17 protein-coding genes and 1 tRNA gene are annotated in these 20847 nt (G+C 62.8%); 10 read left to right on the forward strand and 8 right to left on the reverse strand.

From position 1 onward, the window contains the following. Positions 1 to 28: 28 nt before the first annotated feature. A complete protein-coding gene (gene putA, locus KUV51_RS03260; protein WP_222520176.1) occupies positions 29 to 3439 on the reverse strand; it encodes a bifunctional proline dehydrogenase/L-glutamate gamma-semialdehyde dehydrogenase PutA in 3411 nt (1136 codons plus the stop codon). Between the two features lie 70 nt (positions 3440 to 3509). Between putA and KUV51_RS03265 the strand changes: the two genes are divergently transcribed. From KUV51_RS03265 to KUV51_RS03280, 4 genes are all read left to right on the forward strand, one after another. Then, positions 3510 to 4022, forward strand: a complete 513-nt coding sequence (locus KUV51_RS03265) for an Lrp/AsnC family transcriptional regulator (protein WP_261385623.1) — start codon at positions 3510 to 3512, stop codon at positions 4020 to 4022. A gap of 43 nt (positions 4023 to 4065) precedes the next feature. Next, the gene (locus tag KUV51_RS03270) at positions 4066 to 4623 is read left to right on the forward strand and encodes a tetratricopeptide repeat protein (protein WP_222520177.1); all 558 of its coding nucleotides are present in this window, start codon (positions 4066 to 4068) and stop codon (positions 4621 to 4623) included. A gap of 46 nt (positions 4624 to 4669) precedes the next feature. After that, a tRNA-Leu gene (locus KUV51_RS03275) sits at positions 4670 to 4755 on the forward strand. A 139-nt stretch (positions 4756 to 4894) separates the two neighbouring features. Then, a complete protein-coding gene (locus KUV51_RS03280) occupies positions 4895 to 7471 on the forward strand; it encodes a methyl-accepting chemotaxis protein (protein WP_222520178.1) in 2577 nt (858 codons plus the stop codon). Positions 7472 to 7650: 179 nt separating this feature from the next. Here the strand turns inward: KUV51_RS03280 and metG are convergent, their stop codons facing one another. The 4 genes from metG to KUV51_RS03300 all read right to left on the reverse strand — a co-directional run bounded on the left by metG (position 7651) and on the right by KUV51_RS03300 (position 12006). Continuing rightward, entirely contained in the window at positions 7651 to 9363 is a 1713-nt protein-coding gene (gene metG, locus KUV51_RS03285) for a methionine--tRNA ligase (protein ID WP_222520179.1), read from the reverse strand. A gap of 60 nt (positions 9364 to 9423) precedes the next feature. Further along, a complete protein-coding gene (locus KUV51_RS03290) occupies positions 9424 to 10647 on the reverse strand; it encodes an MFS transporter (RefSeq protein ID WP_222520180.1) in 1224 nt (407 codons plus the stop codon). A 66-nt stretch (positions 10648 to 10713) separates the two neighbouring features. After that, on the reverse strand, positions 10714 to 11301 hold the full coding sequence (locus KUV51_RS03295; protein WP_222520181.1) for a YceI family protein: 588 nt from the start codon (positions 11299 to 11301) through the stop codon (positions 10714 to 10716). Positions 11302 to 11364: 63 nt separating this feature from the next. Next, positions 11365 to 12006: an ImuA family protein gene (locus tag KUV51_RS03300; RefSeq protein WP_261385624.1), complete on the reverse strand. Its 642-nt coding sequence runs from the start codon at positions 12004 to 12006 to the stop codon at positions 11365 to 11367. A 126-nt stretch (positions 12007 to 12132) separates the two neighbouring features. Here KUV51_RS03300 and KUV51_RS03305 point away from each other — a divergent pair, with 126 nt between their 5' ends. Then, complete coding sequence (locus KUV51_RS03305; RefSeq protein ID WP_222520182.1) at positions 12133 to 13176, forward strand: aldo/keto reductase; 1044 nt, start codon at positions 12133 to 12135, stop codon at positions 13174 to 13176. A 136-nt stretch (positions 13177 to 13312) separates the two neighbouring features. On the opposite strand, the gene KUV51_RS03310 is transcribed toward KUV51_RS03305, so the two are convergent. After that, the gene (locus KUV51_RS03310; protein ID WP_222520183.1) at positions 13313 to 14254 is read right to left on the reverse strand and encodes a GlxA family transcriptional regulator; all 942 of its coding nucleotides are present in this window, start codon (positions 14252 to 14254) and stop codon (positions 13313 to 13315) included. A gap of 71 nt (positions 14255 to 14325) precedes the next feature. On the opposite strand from KUV51_RS03310, the gene KUV51_RS03315 reads away from it, so the two are divergent. The 3 genes from KUV51_RS03315 to KUV51_RS03325 are packed head-to-tail and all read left to right on the forward strand — an operon-like array spanning position 14326 to position 17269. Next, entirely contained in the window at positions 14326 to 15240 is a 915-nt protein-coding gene (locus KUV51_RS03315; RefSeq protein ID WP_222520184.1) for a 3-keto-5-aminohexanoate cleavage protein, read from the forward strand. 26 nt (positions 15241 to 15266) lie between these two features. Then, the gene (locus tag KUV51_RS03320; protein ID WP_222520185.1) at positions 15267 to 15797 is read left to right on the forward strand and encodes a lipocalin family protein; all 531 of its coding nucleotides are present in this window, start codon (positions 15267 to 15269) and stop codon (positions 15795 to 15797) included. Next, positions 15782 to 17269, forward strand: a complete 1488-nt coding sequence (locus KUV51_RS03325) for a carnitine 3-dehydrogenase (RefSeq protein ID WP_222520186.1) — start codon at positions 15782 to 15784, stop codon at positions 17267 to 17269. Before KUV51_RS03320 ends, KUV51_RS03325 begins: the two co-directional genes overlap by 16 nt. A 60-nt stretch (positions 17270 to 17329) precedes the next feature. Here KUV51_RS03325 and KUV51_RS03330 read toward each other — a convergent pair whose 3' ends face one another. Next, positions 17330 to 18190: a helix-turn-helix domain-containing protein gene (locus tag KUV51_RS03330; RefSeq protein WP_222520187.1), complete on the reverse strand. Its 861-nt coding sequence runs from the start codon at positions 18188 to 18190 to the stop codon at positions 17330 to 17332. A 106-nt stretch (positions 18191 to 18296) separates the two neighbouring features. Here KUV51_RS03330 and KUV51_RS03335 point away from each other — a divergent pair, with 106 nt between their 5' ends. Continuing rightward, the gene (locus tag KUV51_RS03335; protein WP_222520188.1) at positions 18297 to 19217 is read left to right on the forward strand and encodes a fatty acid desaturase; all 921 of its coding nucleotides are present in this window, start codon (positions 18297 to 18299) and stop codon (positions 19215 to 19217) included. A gap of 16 nt (positions 19218 to 19233) precedes the next feature. Further along, positions 19234 to 20136: a DMT family transporter gene (locus tag KUV51_RS03340; RefSeq protein WP_222520189.1), complete on the forward strand. Its 903-nt coding sequence runs from the start codon at positions 19234 to 19236 to the stop codon at positions 20134 to 20136. Here the strand turns inward: KUV51_RS03340 and KUV51_RS03345 are convergent. Further along, positions 20133 to 20828: an NUDIX hydrolase gene (locus tag KUV51_RS03345; protein ID WP_222520190.1), complete on the reverse strand. Its 696-nt coding sequence runs from the start codon at positions 20826 to 20828 to the stop codon at positions 20133 to 20135. The genes KUV51_RS03340 and KUV51_RS03345 overlap by 4 nt on opposite strands. Positions 20829 to 20847: the final 19 nt, after the last annotated feature.

Here is a 20847-nt window from a genome sequence, read left to right on the forward strand (position 1 = left end):
GTTTTCTGTGTCAGAAAACGGCGCTGCCTCAGCTCGCGGCGCCCAGCAGGGCCGCGTTTCCGCCCGATGCGGTGGTGTCCACGCAGACATGCCGTTCTATCAGTACGTGCGCGCGGTCGGGTTGCCCGGTGATCAGCGGGATGATCGGGCCGTCGCGCTTGCTGAGCGCTTGCGCCATGGCGCGTCCCGCCTTTGCATCGCCCCACCACAGTACGCCGCCATAGGCTGGGCCGTCTGTCAGGTCTGAGGCGTCGACCACGCCGCTGGCTTCCACGGCGATGCCTCCCAGGGCTCGAACCGCTTGTGCCTGTGCGGCTGCTGTTTCTTTCCCGGGGCCAGCGCAGAGTATGGCGGGGCGAGGGTGGCGACTGTGCATGTTGGATTCGCCCGTGGGGCCGGGCAGGGCGGTGCTGCTGTGGGTCTGGGCTTCGGTTTTGGGCAGTGCGGGCAACTGCGCGGATTTTGACCAAGTCTCGGATGCTTGCGCCGGGGTCGCGGCGCGGAAGCGGAGCAGGTAGTCTGGTCCGCCCGCTTTCGGCCCCGTGCCGGACAGTCCGTGCCCGCCGAAGGGCTGGCTGCCGACGATGGCGCCGATCTGGTTGCGGTTGACGTAGAGGTTGCCGGCGCTGATCCGGTCCGTCACGTGCTGCACCCGGTCGTCGATCCGCGTGTGCAGGTCGAAGGTCAGCCCGTAGCCCGTACCGTTGATGGCATCGATCACTTGGTCGAGGTCGCGCGCCTTGTAGGTGGCGATGTGCAGGACCGGGCCGAAGATTTCGCGGTCCATGTCTTCGATGCCGGTTACGCGGATCAGGGTGGGAGCGATGAAGTGGCCGTCTGACGGTGCTTTTAGCTGGTGCATGAGCCGCCCTTGGGTTCGGGCCTGTGCGATGTAGGTGGCGATGGTGTCGTAGGCCTGTGGGTCAATGACCTGGCCGACATCCGTCGACAGGTGCCACGGTTGCCCGATCTGGAGCGCGTCCATTGCTCCCATCAGCATCTCTGTCAAGTGAGGCGCAATGTCTTCCTGCACGTAGAGGCAGCGCAGCGCGGAGCAGCGTTGGCCTGCGGATTGGAAGGCGCTTTCGATGATGCTGCGCACGGCTTGTTCGGGCAGGGCAGTGCTGTCCACGATCATGGCGTTGAGCCCGCCGGTTTCGGCGATGAGCGGCGTGCCAGGGGCGGCGTTGTTGGCGAGGCTGGCGCGGATGAGCAGCGCGGTTTCGGTGGAGCCGGTGAAGGCGACGCCTGACACATGTGGGTCGCTGGTGAGGGCGGCGCCAATGTCGCCTGGGCCGAGGAGGAGTTGTAGGGCGTGGAGAGGGACGCCCGCCTCGTGCAGGAGCGAGATGGCGCGGTGGGCGATGAGGGGCGTTTGCTCGGCCGGTTTGGCCAGCACGGCGTTGCCAGCAGCAAGGGCGGCGGCGATCTGGCCGGTGAAGATGGCGAGCGGGAAGTTCCAGGGGGAGATGCAGGCGAAGGTGCCTGCGGGCGCGCTGTTGTCTGCTTGGGTGGCGTAGTAGCGGAGGAAATCGACGGCCTCGCGCAGTTCGGCCACCGCGTCGGGCAAGGTCTTGCCTGCCTCGCGGGCGAGCAGGGCGAAAAGCTCGCCGAAGTGCTGTTCGTATAGGTCGGCGGCTGCGTTCAGTGTTTTGTGGCGCTCGTCGGCTGGGGCATCCCATGGTGCGGCGTCCGCGTATGCCTGTTTGACCATATCGGGCGTTGCCCACCAAACTTGTCCCGCTGTGTCCGAGGGTTGGGCGGGGTTGAGGACGGTTGTGCTGTCTCTCTGTGCGTTTGTGACTGTCAGTGAGGCTGCGTGCCACTGATGCTCCGCAAAGGGCGCACGGGCGGTTTCGATCTGGTCGAGCGTGGGCAGGTGTGTGAGGTCGAAGCCTTGTGAATTTCGCCGTTCCGGAGCGAAGAGTTCGGGGCCGTCAGGGATCATGATCGGAGTGTCTTGCAGTGCGTCGAATGGATCGGCGGCCACGAGCTCCGGTGGGACGTCCTCGTCCACGATCTGATTCACGAAGCTGGAATTGGCCCCGTTCTCCAGCAGACGCCGGACGAGATAGGCCAGCAGGTCGCGATGTGCGCCGACGGGCGCGTAGATGCGGCACCTGGTATTCTGCGCGCGCATGACCATGGTGTGTAGCGCCTCGCCCATGCCATGGAGCCGTTGGAATTCAAAGGGTTGGCTGTCGGCCATGTGCAGGATGGCCGCGACGGTGTGGGCGTTGTGCGTCGCAAATTGAGGGTAGATCCGGTCGGTCAGCCCCAGCAGTTTGCGCGCGTTCGCGATGTAGGAGACGTCGGTGGCGGCCTTGCGCGTGAAGACGGGGAAACCTGCGACGCCCTCGACCTGGGCGCGCTTGATCTCCGTGTCCCAATAGGCGCCTTTGACCAGACGGACCATGACCTTGCGGTCGTGCCGCGTGGCCATGTCGTGGATCGCGTCGATCATGGCGCCTGCGCGTGGCCCATAAGCCTGCACGACGATGCCGAACCCGTCCCATCCCGCGAGCGCCGCTTCGCCCATCACGGCGTCGATCACTTGCAGGGAGAGGGACAGGCGGTCGGCTTCCTCTGCGTCGACGTTGAGGCCCATCCCTGCAGAGGCGGCGAGGAGCGCCAGCGAGCGCAGGCGCGGCACTAGATCGCGCATCACGCTGTCCTCTTGTGCGCGTTCGTAGCGGGGGTGCAGGGCCGAAAGCTTGACTGAGATGCCTGGGTTCTGACGGATGTCATCCGCGGTGCAGGCCCGGGCGATGGCCGAGATGGCGCGCGAATAGCTCAGATGGTAGCGGCGCGCGTCGGCTTCGGTCAGTGCCGCCTCACCCAGCATGTCGTAGGAATAGGTGAAGCCCTTCGCCTCCATCCCGGCCGCGCGGTCCATGGCGCTGTCGATATCCTCGCCCAGCACGAACTGACGGCCCATTTCCTTCATCGCGCGGGACACGGCGGTACGGATGACAGGCTCACCCAGCCGCTTGATGACAACGCGCAGGTGGCCGCTGGGGCCGGGTTGGTCGTCATCCAGCACGCGGCCCGTGAGCATGAGCGCCCAGGTCGAGGCGTTGACAAGTGTGGATGTCGAGTGACCCAAGTGCTTGCCCCAATCGGAGGGCGCGATCTTGTCCTCGATCAGAGCGTCGATGGTGTCGGCGTCGGGGACGCGCAAGAGCGCTTCGGCGAGGCACATCAGCGCGATGCCTTCGTCTGTGGAGAGGCCGTATTCTGCCAGAAACGTCTCCATCAGTCCCGGCGCGGAGTGCGTGCGGATCGCGGTGACAAGCTGCGTGGCTGCATTGCAGATGGCTGTGCGGTCTCTTTGCGACAGGTTGGCCTGTTTGATGAGATCTTGCAGGGCCGTGTCGGCGCAGGCGTACATGCCTGCGTCGAGTTGCACAGCAATGTTCGGGTCGATGTCGCGTGGCATGGCGCTTTCCCTTTTCGTTTTGCATAGTGTATCACCGTAAGAGAAGGCAGAATTGTCAAACTGACGGGGAATGGCGAAACAAATGGTAAGACATCCGGCGGGTACACCGCAAAAACAGTCAGTTGCGCTGGACCGGCTGGACCAATCGATTCTCACCGCACTGGCCGAGGACGGACGGATCAGCATCACGGACCTTGCGGCGCGCATCGGTCTTTCGAAATCGCCGACGCAAGCACGGCTGAGGCGGTTGGAGAAGTCCGGCATCATCATGGGCTATCGCGCGCTTCTGGACCCGATCTCGCTGGGCCTTGATCACGTGGCCTTTGTCGAGGTGCGGCTGAGCGACACGCGCGAGGCGGCTTTGCGCGCTTTCAACACCGCCGTGCAACAGGTGCCGGAGATCGAGCAGGCGCACATGATCGCGAGCCATTTCGACTATCTGCTCAAGGTGCGCACCCGCAATATGGCGCATTACCGTCAGTTTCTGGGGGACGTGATTTCCGGCCTGCCGCATGTGGCGTCCACGTCGACCTATGTGGCGATGGAGGCCGTCAAGGAGGTGATGCTGCCCGGGCTGGAGTGAGCCGCGGCTTGACCGGTGCGCGCGTTGGGTCATCTTTGCGGATATGAAACGATCCTTTGTCGCCATTCTGTTCGCCTGCGCGCCCGTATGGTCGCTTGCCTGCCCGGCGTCTCCCGACATCACGGAGGAGATGCGCGCCCTGATTGCCGAGGCCAATGCTGCCGCCGATGAGCGTGCCGGGCGGGCCGCGTCGGACAAGATGTGGGAGGTGTGGTTGCAAGCGCCTGATGCGTCTGCCCAAGAGGTTCTGGATCGGGGTATGCGCCAGCGCGGCAATTTCGATTTTGTCGGCGCTTACGAGAGTTTCGATGCGCTGGTCGCCTACTGTCCCGACTATGCCGAAGGATACAACCAGCGCGCCTTTACCAGCTTTTTGCGCGAGGATTTCGAGGCTGCACTGGTCGATCTGGACCGTGCGCTTGCGTTGTCGCCCAATCATGTCGGCGCGCAATCCGGGCGCGCGCTGACCTTGATGAACCTGGGCCGCCGCGAGGATGCGCGGAACCAGCTTGAGGCGGCGCTTGTGAACAACCCGTGGCTGTCCGAACGTCATCTGCTTGCGGATGGTGCGCCATTGGGACCGGTTGGGCAAGAGTTGTAATCGCAGCCTTGAGATCACGGGTCCGATTGCATATCACAAACCCGACGCGGGCGTGATGGAATGGTAGACATATCGGACTTAAAATCCGAAGGGCTGACGCCCGTGTGGGTTCGAGTCCCACCGCCCGTACCATTTTTCCTAAAATTTGAGGTGATGACCGCACGCGCGGATGTGGGGAAATTAAGCCCGCAGTAATGGCGCTGACCTATGGCAGGGGGCAATACAGGTCGGGGTCGGTGTTTCGGTCCCGCGCAATGCCAAGGATCACGTCATGCCAGCATCTGGTCAAAGTCGATCACTTCTGTCCCGCTTCAACACCTTGATGGTCAAGGCGCTGCTGACAACCGCGTTTCTGACCATATCGGTTCTCGCGGCAATGGTCGCGTTTGACTATTCGGCGCAGCGCAACCTGCTTCACGATGAAATGGCATCGCGGGCGGACAATGAGACGGCGTTGCTGGCCATGCAACTGGGTGGCTCGATCAAGTTCGGCAATGAGCTTGCTGTGGAGGAAATCGCAAACCGTGTCCTTTCCGCGTCCGCTCCCGAGGCACGGGGCATCGTTGTCACGGATGATGACGGTACGGTGATGTTCGCCAGCACTGATGCCGCGGGGATCGCTTCCAATTCGGGCGACTACGCGCGCGAGGCGATTGAAGCGGCCGCGGTCATCACGTCACCGGACGGTATGGTGGTGGCCTATCCCGTCTTCTTCGGGACGGAGGACAACGTTGCAGGTGCTGTTGTCACGAGTTGGGACGACGCGCGGATCATCACGCTTTTGGGCCGCAATCAGATGAGCGCCATCGCGGTGGCGTTTGGTGTTTTCATTGTCACCATGGCCTTTGTTGTCGTGTACGCATGGTACGATTTATCACGGCCCCTGAACCGCATCGCAATCGTCATGCAGCGTATGGCGGGCAAGTCCTATGACATGGAGGTGCCCGGCGTTCATCGCGGCGATGAAATTGGACATATTGCCCGCTGCCTTGACGGGTTTCGAAGTGCTCTGTCCAACGCCCAGAAGGGACAGCGTGAAAGTGCTTTCAAAAGTGCTGCTTTTGAAGGGTCCACGGCGCCGATGATGATCGTGGACGAGCACGGGTGCATCAAGTTCACCAACCCCGCAGCCGTGGCGCTGCTTGACAGTCTGTCTCCCGATCTGGCCGACCTTTGGCCGGATGCGTCGCGAGAGGACTGGATCGGTGCAGATCTGAGCAGCCTGCAAGGGTTTCGTGATCTGCGTGTGGAGGAGGATGCGCAAAATGCTTCCTATACCGGCACGATGGTTCTGCGCTTGGGTGAAAGACATGTTCGTGTGACGGCAAGCCCCGCCTTCGACGAAATGCACCATCCGATCGGCGCCATTGTCGAGTGGTCCGAACAGACGATCGCCCATCGCAATGCGGCCCTGTTGAATGGTATCGACAGCACTCAGATGCGTCTTGAGTTTGACGCACAAGGCATATGTTCAGACATCAATCAGGTTGCTGCGGAGCGGTTGAAAGTGGCTCCGGATGCGCATCTTGATCTGTCTCTGTCGGCGATACTCGCACCCGAACAATCCGGAATGGACATCCCCGGTGACGTGCTGAGCGCCTTGACCAATGGTGCCGGTGTGCATGGCAGGATTGATCTGCTTTGCACCGACGGGGCGCGCGTGGTCGTGGATGGCAGCTTCATCGGTGTGTCGACCGAAGATGGCGCGCTTGAACGGTGTATTCTCATCGGGACTGATGTGACGAAGGCCGAGGCAGAAGTGCGTCACGCGCGTGACGAACAGGAGCGCCTTTCCGAAGAGCAGGCCCAGGTGGTTGCGGCATTGGGGCAAAGTCTGCAGTGCCTGTCTGATGGTGATCTGACCCTTGAACTGACGGATCCGTTTCCGCAGGACTACGAAAAGCTGAGAAAGAATTTCAACAATGCGCTTGTCGCGTTGCGCGAGGCCATGACGACGGTGACGCAGAATGTTGAATCGATCCGCAGCGAAACCACGGAAATCACGAGCGCCGCGGACGATCTTTCGCGGCGGACCGAACGGCAGGCGGCAACGCTTGAGGAAACCGCGGCTGCGCTTGACGAACTGACATCTTCGGTCCGGTCCGCTGCCGAGGGTGCGGATGCGGCCAGCAAGATGTCCGAGGACGCACAGCACAATGCAGAACAAGGGGGTGAAATCGCACGCCGCGCGGTGGAGGCCATGGACGGGATCAAGGCTTCGTCCGAGGAGATTTCCAAGATCACGTCGGTCATTGACGACATCGCTTTCCAGACAAATCTGCTGGCCTTGAATGCGGGGGTTGAAGCCGCCCGCGCCGGTGAGGCCGGGCGTGGCTTTGCGGTTGTTGCCACGGAGGTGCGGGCACTCGCACAGCGATCGTCGGAGGCCGCCCGAGAGATCAACACGTTGATCTCCACCAGTGGAGAGCAGGTTCAGCAGGGCGTCGATCTTGTGGATCGCACCGGCACTGCCTTGGCTGCAATCGTGTCTTCTGTTGACGACATTTCGAACCGCGTCGTGGAAATCGCGACCTCGGCACGTCAGCAATCTGCCGGCCTGAATGAGATAAATGCAGCCGTCAACGAATTGGACCACGTGACACAGCAAAATGCAGCGATGTTCGAGGAAACGACGGCGGCAAGCCATGCCCTGACCGGTGAGGCGGATGCGCTCGCGAATGCGGTTGCCAAGTTCAACATTGGGACCGACAGTATTTCATTGCAAACTCCGGACGTCGACAGATCGTCGCGTGTCGCTGCCCCGGTGCTGCACCTGACAGACGGTGCATTGGCGCTTGACCCTGACCACGAACCCGAACCGGCAGCCGCTGGTTGGGAGGAATTCTAACAGGGTGATAAGGGGCCGGGCGTCGCATTTGCGCGAGGAGCAGCACTGCGCGCCCAATAACGTTCAGGTCTTGCGCAAGATAGGCGATGGACATGCTGTCGGGCGCGGCAGAGGCTGTTCAGCGCTCCGACGGTGAGGGTGCCCGGTTTTGCGATCTTTTGATCAGCCCGTGCGCAAGGTCACTGCCGCACGCCCGAGAACCTGTCCTGCCACTCGCTGCGGTCATCGTCGGTGATCTTTGCAAAGAGATTGTCCGGCACCTGGAACGTATCACCCGCCTGCAATCTGCCCAATGCATCCAGCGCGGTTTCCGGCCAAGTCATCTCCGGTTGCCCAAGCGCCGTCATCATCTCGGCTGCCGCATCCGGGATGAACGGCGATGAGAGCGTGGCATAGAGCCCGATCAGGTTCAGGCCCATGCGGATTTGCATGGCCGCGCGCTCCGGGTCCTCCTTGATCGTGGCCCAGGGTGCAGCGACCTGCAGATACTCGTTGCCGGACACCCAGATGGCACGCAGTTCCTGCGCGGCCTTGCGGACCTCCATGGCGTCCATCAAGTCGGCATAGCGCGCGATGCGTGTGTCAAGTTCGGCGATCAGTGTTTCTTCAGCGTCTCCGTATGTGCCGCCCTCCGGCACGACTTCCCCGAATTTGGAGCGGCAGAACTTGGTCACACGGCTGACGAAGTTGCCCAGCACGTCGGCGAGGTCCTTGTTCACACCTTGCTGAAACAGTTCCCATGTGAATTCGGAATCCGACGTCTCAGGGCAATTCGACAGAAGCCACCAGCGCCAATAGTCGGCGGGCAGGATGTCGAGCGCCTGGTCCATGAATACACCGCGCCCTTGGCTGGTCGAGAACTGGCCGCCATCGTAGTTCAGATAGTTGAACGATTTGAGGTGGTCGACCATCTTCCACGGCTCGCCCGAGCCAATGATCGTGGCGGGGAAGCTGAGCGTGTGGAAGGGCACGTTGTCCTTGCCCATGAACTGGGTATAGCGCACATCGTCGGCACCCTTGTCGGTGCGCCACCAGCGTTCCCAATCCGCGCCGCCCTGCGCGTCCGCCCATTCGCCCGCGCAGGCGATGTATTCGATGGGAGCGTCGAACCAGACATAGAATACCTTACCCTCCATGCCTGGCCAGTCGTCTTCGCCGCGGCGCACCGGAATGCCCCAGTCCAGGTCGCGCGTGATCCCACGGTCCTGCAGGCCGTCGCCGTCATGCAGCCATTTCTTGGCGATGGACGTGGTCAGGACAGGCCAGTCGGTCTTGCTGTCGATCCAGGCGTCCAGATCGTCCTTGAGGGCTGATTGGCGCAGATAGAGGTGCTTGGTCTCGCGCACTTCGAGGTCCGTGGAACCGGAGATGGCGCTGCGCGCATCGATCAGGTCGGTCGGATCAAGCTGTTTGGTGCAGTTCTCGCACTGGTCCCCGCGTGCCTTGTCGTAACCGCAATTGGGGCAGGTCCCCTCGATGTAACGGTCGGGCAGGAAGCGCCCGTCGGCATGGGAGTAGACCTGTTTTTCAGTCACTTCGCGGATCAGCCCCGCGTCGGCCAACCGGCCTGCGAAATGCTGGGTCAGCGCGTGGTTCTGGGGCGAGGAGGAACGCCCGAAGTGGTCGAAGGACAGGCGGAACCCCTTGGCTATTTCGGCCTGGATCGCGTGCATTTCGGCACAGTATTCTGCGACGGGTTTGCCCGCCTTGGCCGCTGCCAGTTCGGCGGGCGTGCCGTGCTCGTCCGTGGCGCACAGAAACAGCACCTCGTTGCCGCGCGCGCGCTGGTAACGGGCGTAGAGGTCGGCGGGCAACTGACTGCCGACGAGGTTGCCGAGGTGCTTGATGCCATTGATGTAGGGAATGGCGGAGGTGATCAGGTGACGCTGCATGATGGGCCTTTACATGGTTGCGGCCCATGTAGCAGCGTGTTGTCGCGCGGAAAAGGCCCCTTACTTGCCGTCCCGGCTGCGGCCCAGCAAACGCCCGATCTGGAACGAGGTGCGTGGCGCATACACATAGCGGGTGCGTTCGGACGGTGTTGCGCGGGCCCGCATCCGGGCGAGGCCGAAGATGATCAGGATGACGTGGCCTACGGCGATCATCGCAAAAAGGGCGGGTGGGCCGAAGGCGTCGATCAGTGCGGAGGCCGTAAAGGGCGCGGCAATGGCGCCAAGGGCGAAGTAGAACATCAGAGCGGCTGATAACTCCACCCGCTCGGACGCATCTGCGAAATCGTGAGCGTGGGCTGCTGCCACCGAGTAGATCGGGAAGGTGGTTAGGCCGAATATGCCCGCTGTTACCATGATCCCAGTTGCGCTGAGCCCGGTGGCGAAGGCTGTTATGGCGCAACTGGCAACCGCCGCGGCCGATAGCCAGATAAGCACCCAGCGCCGGTCGTATTTGTCGGCAAGCCAGCCGACAGGGTACTGGGCGACCGCGCCGCCCAGCACGAAGGCGGCCATGAACCATGCGATCTGTTGCGTGTTCAGCCCGACCTCCTGCCCGTAGATCGGGCCGACCATGCGGAAGGACGCGCTGGAAAGCGCTGCGACGACGACGCCTGCCGCCGCGAGGGGAGACTTTTGGGCGGCCAAGCGCGGGCGCAGGCGGGGGGCAGAGGGCGTTTCGGGTTGTTTGACCCGTGTCAGGGTCAGCGGCAGGAGGGCGGCGCAGCACACGATGGCGAGGATGTTGTAGCTGACATAGCTAGCCGGTTCGAGCACGCCGATCACCAGTTGAGCCGCAAGCGATGCACCCATGTCCATCACGCGGTAGACAGCCATCGTGCGGCCCCGGCTCTCATTCGTGACCTTGGATTGCAACCACGCCTCGATCACCGTGTAGCATCCCGCGACGCACATGCCCGATGCGACCCGCATCACGGCCCAGGCGATCGGATCGACGACCAGCATGTGTGCAATGAGGCCGATGGCGCCGGCGGCGGTGAAGGCGGCAAAGGCGCGGCTGTGGCCGACGCTGCCCATGAGCCTCGGCGCCCACCAGCAGCCGATGAAGAAGCCAAGGAAGTGCGCGGAGCCCAGAAGGCCGATCTCTTGCCGTGTGAAGTCGAGCACCAGGCCCGAGAGCGCATCCAGCGGCCCAAGCGCGCCGGAACTGAGTTGCAGCAGAATGACCGAGAGAAACAGGGCCGCGAAGGAAATGAGCATACGCATGGCATGGCCCTTGTGGCGCAAGTGCGGTGCCGTTCCTAGCGGGTATTCGACGGTCGGGCGTCGTTTTTAGCCCCTCGCGCTGATTTCCGCAGTGATGTCGATGCCAACAGTATTGTCGACGAGATCCGGGTACCCAATGGCGCCAAAGTCGCGCCGATCGACGCGGCCCTTGAGCATCACGGTAAGTTGGCTGAAATCATCAGCGGCGCTGCCGCGTGCCCGAAACAGCCCTGCGTCAAATCGGACAGGGCGGGTGACACCGCGCAGGGTCAGGTCCCCTTCGAGCGTAGCCCCGTCCGAGATGCGGCCGCCCGGGCCGACACGCACGCGGGTGGACCGGAATTGCGCGGTGGGATGGGTCGCTGCATCAAGAACGGATTCGGATTTCAGCGCCTCGGTGGCAAAGATCAGCCCGGTGCGTGCACGGCGTACATCGGCACGTACGACTGCGGTTGAAGCGGACAGGTTGTTCGGATCGACCTGCAGATCGGCCTGGCTGACCGGTATGGTGCCTTTGACCGGCGCCCCGCTGAGCATGAAGGTATAGGTGATCGTGGCACCGCCCGCGCCCAGACGATAAGGCGTTGGTGCGGCGAATGAGGTGCGCGGTGCCAGGGTGGCGAGGGCGCAAAGCAGAAGATGGCGGCGGTGCATGGCGATGTCCTGTACAGGTGCGTGATACAAGGGTAACACGCCAGCGCTGGGTTTAATCGGTGCTCACGCGGCCTTGATCGATCCGGAGATGCGGGGCAGGGGCTGGCCGGGGGCACGCGTGACCTCCCACGCTTGTTCGGGGGCCGTGCGGGCGCGCAGCCGGGTGAGCCGCCAATGTCCGGGCGTGCCTCTGTGATCAGGGCAAAGGTGCCAGCGGCTTTCCACCCCTTGCGCACCGCCAATGCCGGGGGTCAGCAACAGGCCCAGCGGTGCGGCACCTTTGCCCGCGCCGCCCTTTTCAGCGGCCAGGTGCATGCGGCGCACCGGTGTCAGGCCCGGCAGGCCCGGAAGATCAGCAATGGCCAGGGGGACCGTGCCGGAGCGCAGCACTTCTTCCATGCTCCACAGGACGTCGTCGGGGCGCCTTGCATGAACCAGAAGCAGCCGCGCCGGATCGACGAAGGGGGCAAGGCCGCAGGGGTTCAGGCTTTCGCTGTTCCAGTCCGGGCTGATCCAGATCACCGGTCCCTTCGTCTGGGCGGCTAGCCACAGGGCAAGGCGGTGGCGGGCAGGGCCGCAGGCCTCGTGGACGCGGCCAAGCGCCAGCCCATTGCCCAGCCCATGCTGACCTCCCTCGGGCAAGAGCGGCAGGCACGGGGCGGTACGGGTCTTGGTGTGATGTGCAAGTGACGTGGGCAGCGGCATACTGATCAGTATAGTTGTTCTATTTTTGTTCTCAAATGAATTTTGCACCTTTCGGCTCAGGATTTTGGACTTGTTCCGCTTGCGCGCGCCGTTAGGGTCGGTCCGATGACCAAAGGAGCACCGCACATGGAACGACGCAAATTAGGCCGTACAGGGATCGAGGTGTCGGCGTTGTGTCTGGGGTCAATGACATGGGGCACGCAGAACACCATGGAGGAGGGCCACGCCCAGATCGACCGTGCGCTCGACGCCGGGATCGACTTTGTCGATACGGCCGAGATGTATCCAGTGAACCCCATCGCCAAGGAAACCATCGGGCGCACCGAAGAGATCATCGGGCACTGGTTTGCCGGGGGTGGTGCGCGTGACCGGATGATCCTCGCCTCCAAGCACTCGGGCGCGGGGATGCAGCACGTACGTGACGGGGCCGACATTTCCGGTGCGACCATTCCCGATGCGGTCGAGGGATCATTGCGCCGGCTGCAGACCGACTACATCGACCTTTACCAGTTTCACTGGCCCAATCGCGGCAGCTACATGTTCCGGCAGAACTGGGCCTATGATCCGTCGGGCCACGATACGGTCGCCGTGCGCCAGAACATGGAAGACTGCCTGGGCGCCCTGCAGCGCGAGGTCGACCGCGGTACGATCCGGGCTTTTGGCCTGTCCAATGAAAGTGCGTGGGGGACTGCGCAGTGGCTGGCGGCTTCGGACCGGACAGGTGGGCCGCGCGTGGCATCGGTCCAGAACGAATATTCGTTGATGTGCCGTTTCTATGATACCGATATGGCCGAATTGAGTTTGAATGAGGATGTCGGGCTTTTGTCCTTTTCGCCTTTGGCGGTCGGGCTTTTGACTGGTAAATATCAAGGTGGTGCAGTGCCTGACGGCTCACGCCTGACACTGAATCCCGATCTGGGTGGTCGCAAGACTGACCGCGCGTTCGAGGCGGTGGACGCATATCTTGCCGTTGCACGCAAACACGATCTGGACCCGAGCCAATTGGCGCTGGCGTGGTGTGTTACCCGACCGTTCATGTGTTCTGTCATCTTTGGGGCAACGACAATGGAACAGTTGGACGTCGCTATCGGTGCTGCCGACGTTCGTTTGAGTGAAGAGGTGCTGGCCGATCTGGATGCCGCCCACCGCGCACATCCGATGCCGTACTGACCCCGATGCGCTGACGCATGTGATGTCCGGTGACCCCCATCCTGTCCTTCCCCTCGGGGGAAGGGAGCGGGGTGGTGGGCCGACCCAGATATGCGGGACCTGTGGCACTTGAAGGCCCGACCCTCCGGGGGGCGGTTTATTGGGCAAAGTGAAGGGCGTTTCGGGTTGCGCGGGGGCTTTGGCCGTAGTGCGCTTTGTGCGCGCGCGACAGGCTGGACTGGCTTGTGAAGCCGGTGGTGAGTGCGATGCTGTGCAGGTCCTGCCGTGTCGTCGTGATCAGCCTGTGTGCTTCCGAGAGGCGGAGTGATGCGTAGTGCGCCTTGGGGCTGTGGCTGAACTGGCTTTGGAAGTGCTGTTGGAGGCGGCGGGGGCTGAGGCCGAGGCGGGCGGCGATGTCCGGGATGAAAAGAGGCGCGTCGAGATGCGCTTCCATGATGGCGTGGGCGCGGGCCGTGACCGCGTTGTGATCCGCTGTGGGGTGGTGCCGGATCTGGGGATCGGACGGGGTGGCCTGGGTCATATGGATGAACCCTGCGGCGACCTTGGCGGCAAGTTGCGGGCCATGGCGCTGGCCGATGAGATGCAACATCATGTCAAGCGCCGGGGCGGCTCCGCCGCTTGTCCAGCGCTCACCTGAGACCACGTAGCGTGCGTTTTCCACCGTGATATCCGGGAAGGTTTCAGCGAAGATCTGCAAGTCTTCCCAATGGGTTGTCGCTTTGTGAGTGTCGAGCAACCCGGCCTTTGCTGCGAGCCATGCGCCGCCGTCTATGGCGAGCAGGGTGGTGTTGTCCTTTGTCAGGCGCTTGAGGCTTGCGATCAGGCGGGGACTTGTCTGGGCGGCGGGATCGAAGCCCGCGACGAGGATCAGCACGTCGCAGCTTGGCAGGCGATGGATGGGATTGGCGGGGACAACCAGTCCGGAGGTGAGCTCAACGGGCGCTGCGTTCGGCGTGAGGAATTCCCAGGTGTAGAGATCTGATCCGGCCTGTCTGTTGGCGGCGCGGAGCGGGTCGACCGCCGTGGCAAGCGACAGCATGTTGGTGTTTTGCAGCACGAGGATTGCGATTTCAGTCATGTCGTTTCGCTTTTTGACAAGTCTGACCCGACTTGGATGGCAAGGTGGGGCTGGATGCAAGGAGGAATGTCATGCCGCTGTCCATGAACCGTGAGGTGTTCATCACCTGTGCTGTGACCGGGTCGGGGGGGACGCAGGATCGCAGCCCGCATGTGCCGCGCTCGCCGAAGCAAATTGCGGACAGTGCCATCGCGGCGGCGAAGGCGGGGGCGGCTGTAGTGCACTGTCATGTGAGGGATCCTGAGACAGGGGTGCCGAGCCGGAAACTTAAGTATTATCGGGAGGTTACGGATCGTATTCGGGAGGCGGATGTTGATGTTGTGCTGAATCTGACCGCCGGTATGGGGGGCGACATGGTCTTTGGCGAGACCGAGGCGCCGTTGCCTTTGAAGGAGGACGGGACGGACATGATCGGCGCGTCGGCCCGGGTGGCCCATGTGGCTGAGTGTTTGCCGGAGATCTGTACGCTTGACTGCGGCACGATGAACTTTGCCGAGGCCGATTACGTGATGACCAACACGCCGGGGATGCTGACGGCGATGGGGCAGATGATGACGGATTTGGGGGTGAAGCCTGAGATCGAAGCCTTTGACACCGGGCATTTATGGTATGCAAAACAACTGGTTAAGGACGGAGTCCTGGATGTCCCCGCCTTGGTGCAACTTTGCATGGGGGTGCCATGGGGCGCGCCGGATGACCTGAATACCTTTATGGCTATGGTCAACAACGTGCCGGAGGATTGGACCTTTTCAGCCTTTTCGCTGGGGCGAAATCAGATGGCCTATGTCGCCGCCGCGGTGCTGGCGGGGGGCAATGTGCGTGTGGGGTTGGAGGATAATCTGTGGCTCGACAAAGGCGTGCTGGCGGAGAACTGGCAGCTTGTGGAACGGGCCGGGACCATCATTGAGAATATGGGGGCGCGGGTGATTGGCCCGGAGGAAGTACGGGCGAAACTGGGGCTCGTGAAGCGGGCGCCTAAGGGGTGAGAACAGGGTGTCACCCCCTGTGCACCATGCGTGCACCCCCTGTGCACCCCCATCGGGCGCTTTGGTCGGGTTTCGTTTACCGTTTGGCAATACTCTCGCTCGCTGCCTGTACGTCCGGGTCTTTGACCGGATCAGATGAAGCGCGGCTGTTGCGCAATCCCACGGTGCCGATCGGGGCGATCACGCGGTTCGAATTTCCGCGCTTTGACGGGCGCTGGCAGGTCGTGCGCAGTGGGGCCGGTGACTGGCCTCTGGTGGGTTTTGAGGTTGCAGGAGATGCGTGGCGGGAACGGAGCGCATCAGGTGAGGGGCGGGCTGCGGTGGTGACACCGGTTGGGACGGGTATCCTGCGGCTCACATACGAGGATGGCGATAGTCGTGATCTTTGGGTGCTTTGGATTGATCCCGATCACAACACGGCGGCGCTGGGCGATCCGGAGGGACGCTTTGGCTTTGTGGCGACTCGTGACGGCACCGCGCGCGCGGATCAGATCCGGGCGGCGGAGCAGGTTTTGGATTTCAACGGATATCGGACGGACACATGGGCGAGCCTGTAGCAAAGATCGCTGCCATCATCGGCGGCGGGGTGATTGGCGGCGGTTGGGCCGCGCGGTTTCTGCTGAACGGGTGGGATGTGCGGGTCTTTGATCCGGACCCGGAGGCGGAGGCGAAGCTGGCACCCGTGCTGGCGCAGGCGCGGCGCGCGTTGCCGAGCCTGACGGATGTCGCCTTGCCCGACGAAGGGGCGTTGTCGTTCTATTCGGATTTGTCCGAGGCCGTGGCGGGGGCGGATTGGATACAGGAGAGCGTGCCGGAGCGGTTGGAGATCAAGCACCGGACCTTTGCCGCCGTGCAGGCGGTATGCCCGGAGGACGCAATAATCGGGTCGTCGACCAGCGGGTTCAGGCCGAGTGAGTTGCAGGAAGGGACGAAGCGGCCTGGGCAGATCATGGTCTGTCATCCGTTCAACCCGGTCTATCTGATGCCTTTGGTTGAGGTGGTGCCGTCGCCTGCCACTGATGCGACGCTCATCCAGCGGGCCAAGGCCACGCTGTCTTCGCTGGGGATGTATCCGCTGCATGTGCGCAAGGAGATTGATGCGCATATTGCGGATCGCTTCCTTGAGGCGGTGTGGCGTGAGGCCTTATGGCTGGTCAAGGACGGTGTGGCGACGACCGAGGAGATCGACGAGGCCATTCGCATGGGCTTTGGCATTCGCTGGGCGCAGATGGGGCTGTTTGACACCTATCGCACCGCCGGGGGCGAGGCCGGGATGCGCCATTTCATGGCGCAGTTTGGGCCGGCGCTGAAGTGGCCCTGGACCAAGTTGATGGATGTGCCGGAGTTTACCGACGAGTTGGTTGATCTGATTGCCGGGCAGTCGGATGCGCAGTCCGGGCATATGAACATTTCGGAAATGTTGGCGGCGAGGGACGACAATCTGGTCGCGATGATGCGGGCGCTGAAGGCGAACGACTGGGGTGCGGGTGCCGTTCTGAATGCGCATGAGGTGTCGTTGCGTGCGGGATCTGTTTTGGGCGCTTCCGCGGATGATTTGGAGGACGTCTCGGTTCCCATTCTGACCGTGCGCCGCGCCGTTCCGCTGGATTGGACCGATTACAATGGGCACATGAACGAGGCGCGGTATTTGCAGGCCTTTGGCGATGCGACGGACCGGTTCATGGCCCTGATCGGGTGTGATGCCGAGTACATCGCAATGGGCGGCAGCTACTTTACCGCCGAGACGCATATCCGCCATGTGGACGAGGTACATGCGGGCACGGTGATCGAGGTGCACACGCAGGTGCTGACTGGGGCGGGCAAGAAGCTGCACCTGTTCCATGAGATGTATGATGGTGATCGTTTGCTGGCGACGGGGGAGCATTTCCTGCTGCATGTGAGCCTTGAGACGCGGCGGCCGTCGGAGCCTGCGCCGGGCATCGTGGCGGCGTTGGAGCGCATTGCTGCTGCGCATGCGCGGTTGGATGTGCCGCAGGGGGCCGGGCGGGCGGTCGGGCAGCGGCCCTGATCTGGTCGTTTGGCGGCTCTGTTTGCTTTCAGCAAAGGCGCCCGCCCACCGACCCAGATGTCACGCGATCAGTCCGCGGAGTTCCTGCAGGTGATCGGGCAGGGCGCGGGCGGTGAAGGACGCTTGCCTTATCAGGGTATCGAAATGCAGCGACAGTGTTTCGATCCGTTCGCGGTCGCGGAAGGCCATGTAGTGCCCGCCTGTGTAGATCACGGCGAGGAGTGGGCCGAAGATGGTGACAGGGGCGGAATAGAGCTGCCGTTGGTCGAAGAGGTAGATGCGCAGGCGGGGGTAGAGCTGGGTGCTGAGGTCGAGGAGCTGGTCGAGCTGATCATGCCGGGTGGCAGCAGGCAGGTCGGCGTAGTAGCCGGTGCCTGCGGCGAAGCTGTGCAGTTCGAAGAGTGGCAGGGCGATTTCGTAGTCCGATTGCGCGGCCCGCATCCAGTTGAGACGGTCGCGTGAGGCGTTGATGGCCTGCGTCGTCGTTTTGCCCAGGTGTGGTCCGTATTCCCAGGCGAGCATGTCTTCGGTTTTCAGCATGTCGGGCAGGCCAGCCGGGACGTGCCGGATTTTGTAGCCTGCCGCTTCCTGGTGCCAGGCGAAGATGCGTTCATCGATCAGGGCGCGGGGGGCTTCGGTCAGCGTGAGGGCGGCAGCGGTGAGGGCGGCCGCACTTTCGGGGCGGTCGGACAGACCCAGGAGCCAGTCGGCGGAGACGCCGAGAGCCTGGGCGCAGGCGCCGACCACTTGCGCGCCGGGCAAGCGGGCGCCGTCATCGTTGAGGGCCTGGTTGATTGTGGAGCGGTCTGTACCGACAGCACGGGCGAGAGCGCTTTGTGACATGTTGCGGTCGTGCATGGCGCGGGTGAGGCGCGTTCGGAATTGGGCAGCGCGGAGGCGTTTGTCCAGAATATCTATCATATGGTGATATTTATCTACGTTTGCCGGAATTGTTAACGCAATTCGGAATACGCGACGACCTTGGGCGGCCTTAGTCTGTGGGCCGGTTCTCCAGCGAGTTTTGCCCATGTCTGCACGCCGGTCGTCGCGCCGTTTGCCTTTTGATCGTCCCGCACGGGTGGAGTGGATCACCCTTGGCCTGTGGCTTGTTTGTATGGGGCTTTGGGCGGTAGCGATGCTTGTCGGGTCCGGAGTGATCGCATGGATTGTGCTGGTGTTTGCGCTGGTGCTGCATGCCTCGCTGACCCATGAGGTGCTGCATGGGCATCCGTTTCCGTCTCGGTTGGCGAGTGAGGCGCTGGTGGTGGTCAATCCTGGTCTGTTTGTGCCGTACCTGAGGTTCCGCGACACGCATCTGGCGCATCATCAGGATGCGAACCTGACCGATCCCTATGACGATCCTGAAAGCAACTATGTGGACCCGGTGGTGTGGCGGCGTATGCCGCGGGTTCTGCGGGTCGTGCTGCGGGTGAACAACACGTTGGCGGGGCGGATGCTGGTGGGTCCGCTTGTGGGGCAGATCTTGTTCATGCGCGATGACTGGCGCGCCATCCGCGAGGGGGATCGGCAGGTCTTGCGCGGGTGGTTGGTGCATGTGCCCGGTGTGGTGCTGGTGGTCGGCTTGGTGAGCGTGGGGTCGATGCCGCTCTGGGCCTATCTGGCTGGGTGCTATGCGGCGCTGTCCGTTTTGAAGATACGCACGTTCCTTGAGCATCAGGCACATGAGCGTGCGCGGGGGCGGACGGTGATTGTCGAGGATCGCGGGCTGCTCGCGTTTCTGTTTCTGAACAACAACTTCCACGTCGTGCATCACATGCATCCGCGGGTGCCTTGGTATCGGTTGCCAGCGCTCTACCGCGCTCATCGTGATCGGTATCTCAAATCCAACGAAGGTTATCGCTATGGCTCGTACAGAGAGGTGTTTGCGCAGCACTTTCTGACAGCCAAGGATCCGGTGCCGCATCCGCTCTGGTCCTCGGATCGCTGAGCCGCCATAGAGGGCCATGGCCCTCTGGATCCCGATCACTGTCGCTGCCGCGTTCTTTCAGACATTGCGGTTCATGCTGCAGCGGCAGCTGTCCCTTGGCACGCTGAGTGCGTCTGGGGCCACGCTGGCGCGGTTTCTCTACTCCTCGCCGCTCATTCTTGTCCTGATCGTTCTCTATATGGCGTCGACGGCGCAGGTCTGGCCGGAACTTGAGTGGCGGTTCTGGGTATTTGGCGCGCTGGGCGGGACGGCACAGATTCTGGCCACTGTCGCGACCGTTCTGCTGTTTCAGGCCCGCAATTTCGCCGTCGGGATCACGTTCAAGAAGACCGAAGGCATTCAGGCAGTGCTGGTGGGCTGGGTGCTTCTTGGAGACGTGGTGAGCGGCTGGGGCTTTGCGGCCATCGGCCTTGGTCTGGTCGGGGTACTTTTGCTGTCCGCGCCGCCCGACATGGCAAAGTGGGGCTGGCGCGACCTTGCAAACCGTTCGACCGGTTTGGGCCTGATGGCCGGGTTGCTCTTTGCCGTGTCCGGTGTCTGTTATCGGGGCGCGTCGCTGAGCCTTGATCTGGCCGATCCACTGGCCCGCGCGGGCCTGACCCTGGCGGCTGTGACGGCCATGCAAACCGTTGCCATGCTGCTGTGGTTGCGCTGGCGCGAGCCGGGGCAGATCGCTGCCGTGTGGTCCGCCCGCCGCGTTGCGATATGGGTCGGTTTGATGTCGATGGCTGGATCGTTCTGCTGGTTCACTGCCTTCACGCTGCAGAATGCGGCCTATGTCAAAGCGGTGGGTCAGGTTGAGCTGGCGATGAGTGCGCTGGCCAGCGTGCTGATCTTTCGCGAGACGATCAAGCTGCGTGAATGGATGGGAATGGCCGTACTTTTGGCGTCCATCCTGTTGCTGGTCACTGTGATCTAGTCCGTCAGGGGATGGCCGCGCAGGCGTAGAAACAGGCTTTCCTCGTCGTTGTTCTTGAAATACGGCACGCTGTCTGGCGGCGTGCGGTCCGTGACGCGGGCGGCGATTTCGGCCAGCACGACTTCTGTGATGAAGGGCATGTCGAAGCCGCGGACTTCATCCAGCGCGACCCATTGCAGATGCGACAGCTCGTCCGAGGCGCGGCTGAAATCGTCTGGTTCGGAGGCCAGATCATCTGCGTCGATCAGGAAAAAGCGGGCGTCGAAGCGCCGCGGGCGGCCCGGTGGTGTCAGGGCGCGGAACACGAATTGCAGCGGCGCGGCGTGGGGCCGGTGACCTGTGGCGGCGAATTGCGTCCAGTCCGGTGGTGCGTCGTCCCAGCTGCCCGATTGGCCGAGGATCTGGCCGGTCTCCTCGAACAGCTCGCGAATGGCGGCGGCGGCCAGCGCCGGGACAAGCTGCGTGTCGCCATCTTCCGCCAGCCGCACGTCATTTGGTGCAGCCAGCGGAGAGGCCAGTGGCACGGTGTGATCGCCGGCATCGACAGCACCGCCGGGAAAAACGAATTTGTTGGGCATGAACGCCGCCTTGGCGCCGCGTTGTCCCATCAGGATGCGGGGGGCCGTGAACCTGTCGCGCAGCACGATCACGGTCGCCGCGTTTCTGATTTGTGTCTTGTCGATCTGTGTCATCTCACCCCTTTGCACGGTC

The sequence above is a fragment of the Tateyamaria omphalii genome (genome assembly GCF_019802125.1).
GTDB lineage: Bacteria > Pseudomonadota > Alphaproteobacteria > Rhodobacterales > Rhodobacteraceae > Tateyamaria > Tateyamaria omphalii_B.

What these genes read in the sequence shown, in the direction of transcription:
- putA (WP_222520176.1), bottom strand. Translation starts at nt 3,439, where the DNA reads ATGCCACGCGACATCGACCCGAACATTGCTGTGCAACTCGACGCAGGC.
- KUV51_RS03265 (WP_261385623.1), top strand. Translation starts at nt 3,510, where the DNA reads ATGGCGAAACAAATGGTAAGACATCCGGCGGGTACACCGCAAAAACAG.
- KUV51_RS03270 (WP_222520177.1), top strand. Translation starts at nt 4,066, where the DNA reads ATGAAACGATCCTTTGTCGCCATTCTGTTCGCCTGCGCGCCCGTATGG.
- KUV51_RS03280 (WP_222520178.1), top strand. Translation starts at nt 4,895, where the DNA reads ATGCCAGCATCTGGTCAAAGTCGATCACTTCTGTCCCGCTTCAACACC.
- metG (WP_222520179.1), bottom strand. Translation starts at nt 9,363, where the DNA reads ATGCAGCGTCACCTGATCACCTCCGCCATTCCCTACATCAATGGCATC.
- KUV51_RS03290 (WP_222520180.1), bottom strand. Translation starts at nt 10,647, where the DNA reads ATGCGTATGCTCATTTCCTTCGCGGCCCTGTTTCTCTCGGTCATTCTG.
- KUV51_RS03295 (WP_222520181.1), bottom strand. Translation starts at nt 11,301, where the DNA reads ATGCACCGCCGCCATCTTCTGCTTTGCGCCCTCGCCACCCTGGCACCG.
- KUV51_RS03300 (WP_261385624.1), bottom strand. Translation starts at nt 12,006, where the DNA reads ATGCCGCTGCCCACGTCACTTGCACATCACACCAAGACCCGTACCGCC.
- KUV51_RS03305 (WP_222520182.1), top strand. Translation starts at nt 12,133, where the DNA reads ATGGAACGACGCAAATTAGGCCGTACAGGGATCGAGGTGTCGGCGTTG.
- KUV51_RS03310 (WP_222520183.1), bottom strand. Translation starts at nt 14,254, where the DNA reads ATGACTGAAATCGCAATCCTCGTGCTGCAAAACACCAACATGCTGTCG.
- KUV51_RS03315 (WP_222520184.1), top strand. Translation starts at nt 14,326, where the DNA reads ATGCCGCTGTCCATGAACCGTGAGGTGTTCATCACCTGTGCTGTGACC.
- KUV51_RS03320 (WP_222520185.1), top strand. Translation starts at nt 15,267, where the DNA reads ATGCGTGCACCCCCTGTGCACCCCCATCGGGCGCTTTGGTCGGGTTTC.
- KUV51_RS03325 (WP_222520186.1), top strand. Translation starts at nt 15,782, where the DNA reads ATGGGCGAGCCTGTAGCAAAGATCGCTGCCATCATCGGCGGCGGGGTG.
- KUV51_RS03330 (WP_222520187.1), bottom strand. Translation starts at nt 18,190, where the DNA reads ATGATAGATATTCTGGACAAACGCCTCCGCGCTGCCCAATTCCGAACG.
- KUV51_RS03335 (WP_222520188.1), top strand. Translation starts at nt 18,297, where the DNA reads ATGTCTGCACGCCGGTCGTCGCGCCGTTTGCCTTTTGATCGTCCCGCA.
- KUV51_RS03340 (WP_222520189.1), top strand. Translation starts at nt 19,234, where the DNA reads ATGGCCCTCTGGATCCCGATCACTGTCGCTGCCGCGTTCTTTCAGACA.
- KUV51_RS03345 (WP_222520190.1), bottom strand. Translation starts at nt 20,828, where the DNA reads ATGACACAGATCGACAAGACACAAATCAGAAACGCGGCGACCGTGATC.